This is a genomic window from Marivirga sp., assembly GCF_024636815.1.
Classification (GTDB): Bacteria; Bacteroidota; Bacteroidia; order Cytophagales; family Cyclobacteriaceae; genus Marivirga.
On sequence record NZ_JAGXGF010000086.1, the window covers coordinates 1 to 6,080 of the forward strand.

The 6,080-nt window shown below is 36.3% G+C and carries 5 protein-coding genes; 2 read left to right on the forward strand and 3 right to left on the reverse strand.

The window, feature by feature from the left end:
- Positions 1–690, reverse strand: a 690-nt coding sequence (locus Q0L29_RS06475) for a PAS domain S-box protein (protein WP_296620086.1), incomplete at its 3' end; no start/stop codon positions are given.
- 212 nt (positions 691–902) lie between these two features.
- On the opposite strand from Q0L29_RS06475, the gene Q0L29_RS06480 reads away from it, so the two are divergent.
- Together Q0L29_RS06480 and Q0L29_RS06485 are read left to right on the forward strand one after the other, a co-directional pair.
- Positions 903–1,364 (forward strand): helix-turn-helix transcriptional regulator, encoded by a 462-nt coding sequence (locus Q0L29_RS06480; RefSeq protein ID WP_296620088.1) that lies wholly within the window; start codon positions 903–905, stop codon positions 1,362–1,364.
- A gap of 77 nt (positions 1,365–1,441) precedes the next feature.
- Entirely contained in the window at positions 1,442–1,735 is a 294-nt protein-coding gene (locus Q0L29_RS06485) for a hypothetical protein (RefSeq protein WP_296620089.1), read from the forward strand.
- Positions 1,736–2,288: 553 nt separating this feature from the next.
- Here the strand turns inward: Q0L29_RS06485 and Q0L29_RS06490 are convergent.
- Both Q0L29_RS06490 and Q0L29_RS06495 read right to left on the reverse strand, forming a co-directional pair.
- Positions 2,289–3,227: an amidohydrolase family protein gene (locus Q0L29_RS06490; RefSeq protein ID WP_296620091.1), complete on the reverse strand. Its 939-nt coding sequence runs from the start codon at positions 3,225–3,227 to the stop codon at positions 2,289–2,291.
- The gene (locus Q0L29_RS06495) at positions 3,209–5,728 is read right to left on the reverse strand and encodes an amidohydrolase (RefSeq protein WP_296620092.1); all 2,520 of its coding nucleotides are present in this window, start codon (positions 5,726–5,728) and stop codon (positions 3,209–3,211) included. Before Q0L29_RS06495 ends, Q0L29_RS06490 begins: the two co-directional genes overlap by 19 nt.
- Positions 5,729–6,080 lie beyond the last annotated feature (352 nt).

The following is a 6,080-nucleotide window of genomic DNA, read 5'->3' on the forward strand; positions in this document are numbered from 1 at the left end:
GGATTTGCTGACTAAATTATGGATGGATTCGAGCACTAATTCAAAGGTTTTTTCAAAGGAGATAGCTTCTATTTTTATATTTGGGCTATTAGTTTCAATAAGGGAATTAATGTAGAGCTTCATTTTTTCCTTTAATTGCTCAGCACCTTTCTTCGCTAAGTTGAAAAGTTTTTTGTTTTTATCACCTTCAATTTTGTCTAAATCTATCATTTCTAAAATTGAATTCAGATTGTTGACTGGAGCGCGTAAATCATGGGAGGTTTTATAATTGATTTGTTCAAAATTTTTATTGCTTTTTGACAGCTCTGCCAATTGCATATTTCTTTCTGCCTCCAGTCTTTTTTTGTGGGAAATATCTTTCGCAATGGCGAAAATCACTTTATCCTCTTCGGATGGAATGGAAGTCCAAGCCAGCCAAACAATTTTACCATTTTTAGTGAGATACCTATTTTCGAAATGATGTAAATCGTTTGCTTTGGTTAAGTTTTCTCTTGCCGAGGAAGTGACATTTTGATCATCAGGATGGACGAAATCATTGATAGGCTTAGAATATAATTCCTCAAATGAATATCCCAGTGTTTTGGAAACTGCAGTATTTATTTTTTTAAAGTATCCATCATAATCAGCAATACAGACTAGGTCAGTAGTGAGTTCGAAAAACCTTTCAAAATTAAATGTGGTGGTACTCATTAAATAAAAACTAAGAAAAACATGATTTTTTAAAGTTAGTGATTTTCAGGTAATTGCAGGGAAAAAATAATAGTAATAAAAAATGTGAAAATACTGTAAATTAGTGCTTAAAATCAGATTGTCGTGTTAATGTCGGATATAAGCCCACTTAATTCGTTTTATTTTAAGGTTTAAAAAAGCTACTTGCCATGGTCAACAAAACAATATATAACATGCAACAACCTGAATTAGGCCATAAAATCCAAAATTGGAGAAAGGCAAAAGGACTTACGCAAGAAGAACTTGTAGAGAAATGTAATTTGAATGTTCGTACGCTTCAGCGAATAGAGGCGGGAGAGGTACTTCCAAGAAGTTATACTATCAAATCTATACTGGAAGTATTAAATGTAGATTTTTCAGAACTTAATTTGAAGGAAGATCATCAAAACCAATTTTCAACTTTACTGGGAGACAAGAGATCATATTTTAAATGGGGAGCTATAATCGGGATTATTTATTTGTGTTTATCTTTTGTAGAAGGTTTTATGGAAATTGGATTTTACAATACCTCAAGACATGGACTTTCTTCCGACTCTGCCTCTTATGTATTTATTAAAATGGCGGTAATGGTAACTTTCATTATTTTTTATTATCCTCTTTACTTAACAGGAAAAACATTGAGGATAATTTATTAAAAATAAGCAGTCTGTTTTTAATCTTACTCATTGTAATCAGTAATACAAATGACATAGCAGTTTTTTATACTAATTATTTGTCAGTAGAAGCATTATTGGTTCTAAGAAGTGTCATGTTTGGAATTGGCTATATTCTGCTTGGAACAGCCTTCGTATTAAGACAAAAATCATTAGGTACTCTTTCTTTAGTAATCGGAATTTTTGCCATTGTAACTGGCTTAGGTTTTGCAAGTATTTTAATGGCAATTCCTGCATTATTTACTTTAACTATTTTTGAAATTCTAATGCTTGTATTCATTGTGAAAGCAATGAATGCAGATGGGATGAATACTGAAAAGACTGGTAGTGAATTATCTTCTGTCGCTATTTAAGTTTTATTTTGTTTTCAATGTAAAATCTTGTAAAAGAATTTTATAAAGCTTCTAACTGTGTTCTGTGCGTCATTCCTGCGAAGGCAGGGATCTTGTATATTGAAACGAAGTTTCAATACCTTATTTTTGGAAATTCCAGACTTAAATGTAAATCCTAAACTTCAAAACTCATTCATAATATTTTTAACCAAAGGTTAAAATCAAAAGATCCCCGTCTCCCGACTACAGTGCGGGACAGGTTTCCCGAGGATGACGCACGGATTAAGTTGAGTAGATTTATTATTCTATTATTTTATAGAAACCAAATATGCAACATATAAGGAATATTTAGAGCTAAACAATAAGTGATTTCCCTGGCAAGTCAACTTTACTTTTGACTCTATGGTGGTAATTTTAAAGCCAAAGGCTTTTTGAAAAATGATTGTTGAAATCTTTCGACTAGCCAAAAATGCTTCCTAACTATTTTTATGAGTTAATAATTACATAAAAGTATATAAGAAAGGGATACTGAAAATGAATCAGTATCCCTTTCTTAATTATTTAAACTCAGATTTTAATCCTTCTGAACACCCGGAACATTCTCAGGTCTTTTAGTTTGCCATTCAAATGGCTCTGCTTCTTTCTCATTTGGAGCAATTTCATCCAAAGTATCGGCATCATAAACTCTTCCGTTTTTCACCACATGAGTTAAAGTGTTGGAATTTCTGATTTCTTCCAATGGATTTTTATCCATGATTAATAAATCAGCCAGTTTTCCTTTTTCAATGCTACCCAAATCGCCTTCCAAACCTAAAGCCTCAGCACCCAAAATAGTAGCAGTTCTCAAAGCATCCATATTGCTCATGCCACCGCTTGCCATTGACCACAATTCCCAGTGATAACCCAATCCTTGCAATTGTCCATGACTTCCTACTCCTCCAATTCCATTTGCTTCAATCAAATCCTTCATGAATTTAGCATGCTTAGGGAAAACATGTTCTTCCTTCATAAACCACGCGCCTCTTCTGCGAGATTTTTGTGCTAATTCCTCATAAGGAGTGAAGTATTGAAGTTTTTCATCATGATAAGGATTTTCAGTTGCATAATAAAATTCTTCGGCCCAAGGTCCGCCATAAGAAACCAATAGGGTCGGGGTAACGGCCATTTTAGATTCCGCTATGGTTTGGACTGCATCTTTATAAATCCCCACAATAGGTAATGTGTGTTCATGACCAGGATAGCCATCCAGTAATTGTGTCATATTGAGTTTGAAATCCAATCCACCTTCAGTGGTTGGCATTAATTCCAGTTCTTTTGCAGCCATAATAATCCATTGGCGTTGCTGACGATTACCTACCAAATACATTTTAATACTTTTGGTGTCATAGTATTCACTGTATTGTTTCAATACTTCTTTGGCGTGCTCTAAAGATTTAATTTTATACATCCAGTAACCAACCCCAGGTCCCGTGCTGTAAACTCTAGGGCCGTGAATCATGCCTGCATCCACCATATCGGAATAGTTAGGACATCTGTAGTTGCAGTTTGCGGATCACGAGTGGTGGTTACTCCATAAGCTAAGTTGGCAGAATAAATCCAAACTTGGTTTTTATGTAATCCCCAATTGGGCCACATGTGAGCGTGGGTGTCCACAAATCCCGGGGTGATGGTTTTTCCAGAAGCATCAATGGTTTTTGCTCCATTGGGAATATCTAAACTACCACTTTCACCAACGGCTGTAATGCGATTGTTCTCTATCAAGATATCGCCATTTTCAATCACACCCTTATCCGTCATGGTGATAATTCTTGCACCTTTCAAAAGAATGGTGCCGTCTGGAATATCTTTTTCATAACTCACTTTTATTTTGAGTTCTTTAGCTATATATCCTTCGTCTTCCTTGTCTTCTTTTTTCTCATCTGCCTTTTCCTCTTTATCTTCCTCTTCTTCCTCAGAATCTTTCTCTTTATCTTCGTCCTTTTCTTCCTCCTTCTTTTTCTCAGCTTCTTTTTTAGCGGTGGCTACGCTATCAGCATAGGCTTTTCCTTCTGCCAAATCATATATAAAGTGACTGCTTCCCAATGACCAATGCACTTTTTCACTATTGCCTGACCAAGCTGGGAATTCCCCACCCATAACAGTCAATTTCATTGCTGGGAAAGCTGCATTATCAGCTTTGGATACAGAAATTTTCGGGGTTTGACCGTATTTTGGGATGCTCACTGAATAAATGTCATTAGCGATTTTTGCCAAAGCGGTTTTTCCATCTGGGGAAATTCTAATTTCAGAAGGTGTTGAAGGTTTGTTTTTCTCTCTCCAAGCATCCTCAGTATCAGGGAGTATGTTATGTGATCCATCATGTGCATGTACCATGTCCACTGATGAACCATAGGTTGTAATTCCAGTCAGTTGTAAATGTTCTTTTTCATCTGTTCCATCCCAACGAATGGAAATCAAGCCTTTTTTGCCATGATTTAAATAGATTCTGTCTTCTACTTTAGAGAAATGTGGGGTGTTTCTACCCTTGGCTTTATCAATTAAAGTTACCTTTCCGCCATCGGATGAAATCCATGCTAAATCTTCCATCATCAATGAACCGAATGGATCAATAGCATCGAGATAAACTTGATTTGCACCTCTATTGAAAACAATTCTATTTTGTTTGTAAGACCATTCTGGATCTAAATAAAGGGCTGGGTTTTGGGTTAATTTTACTGCATTACCTCTTCCATTTGCATTTATTTTGTATAAATGTCCGCCTTCCTTTTCTTCCCAAGTTGAAAATACAATTTGTGACCCGTCTGGCGACCAAGCTGGCATGGCTTCCGTGAATTCATGCTTCGTTAATCTTTTAGGCTTACCGTCCGGTAAATCCATCACGTATAATCTATTGAGTGCCGTAAAAGCCAACTGTGCGCCATTAGGTGAGGGAACTGCATCCCTGATTTGCGTTACAAAAGCCTCTTTATTGTCCTCGATAGGATATTCAAATTTCAATCTTGGCCCTAATTCCAATTTTAAATCTACTTCAAATGGAATTTCAGTAGCTGTTTTAGCATTAATATCTATTTTATGGATTTTCCCTCCATAAGTGGCAATTAGAAATTTGCTATCAGGCGTAAATGACATAGCAGGGTAAACGCCTAATGGTCCTATGGATTCCTGTTCATCTCTCTGTACCGGATATGCCAGCCATTCTTCATCTCCCGTTTGTAGATTTCTTCTTACCAAACCTGTTTCAGTTTCAAAGCGTGTTCCATAAACCAACCATTTTCCATCAGGAGAAAGGGTAGGAGTAAAAGCAGAACCATAGCGAGAAGTGATAGTCGCCATATCACCATCTTCCATATCGTAAGTCCCGATTTGATACTGAGGAAATTGTGCATTATAATTCCAGGCAGACTTTCTTTTTGAAAAATAAATCAATTTTCCATCAGGACTGATTGTAGGATCAGTGGTTTTTAAATTGTCAGGCTCTTCAATTAATTGAGCGCCCGAACCGCCTTCTTTGTGGTAAATATGTAATTTGATATTTCTTCTGCCTTTGGCACCTATAATATATTCTCCATCAGGAGTCCAGTCAGCTGAGAAGTAATTTTGATCATCGTCTTTGGTGATTTGTTTCATCTCTTCCGATTCCAAATTCATTGTCCAAATGTTGTCTGAACCACTTTTATCAGATATAAAAACAATGGACTTTCCATCTGGGCTAAATCGGGGATGCACATCATAGGGCATTCCTTCGGTTAATTTTGTAGCTTTTCCACCAGCAAAAGGAATACTGTAAATGTCTCCCATCATATCAAAAATGATGGTTTCGCCATCTGGGCTCACATCCACAGAAAGCCAAGTGCCTTCCTTGGTGTTGAATTCGATGGTTCTTTCCGGTTCAAGCGGAAGTTCTTTGGTTGTTTTTTTAGTGCTATCTGCCTTATCTTCTTTTTCTTGGGCAAAAGCACCGAAGTTGAAAGCCAACAGGCCTATCAGCAATGAGAGAATATTATATTTTTTCATAGTTTAAATGGTTAATTATAAGAGAAATGTAGTGAATTTTTGGGATATATAGGGTGGGTTTTTGAGGAGTGGTTATGTATAGATTTGTTAGGGTTGAAGTTAAATATATAACGCCACTGTATGAATTCGTGGCTGATTAAAAGTATAAAAATTTCAGTTAACTACCGAGGCAATCCGCAGAATTGGCTTACTAAATTATTTTCACTAAGGAAGTCAATCCTGCGGATTGACGGGCTATCTACAAAGAGCCTAAGGAACAATTACCTACTGAACAGCCATGATTTATACAGGATGTGTGTGCCCAGTATGGGCATCTGGTATCGAAGATACCATATTATTCCAGAGGGTGCAA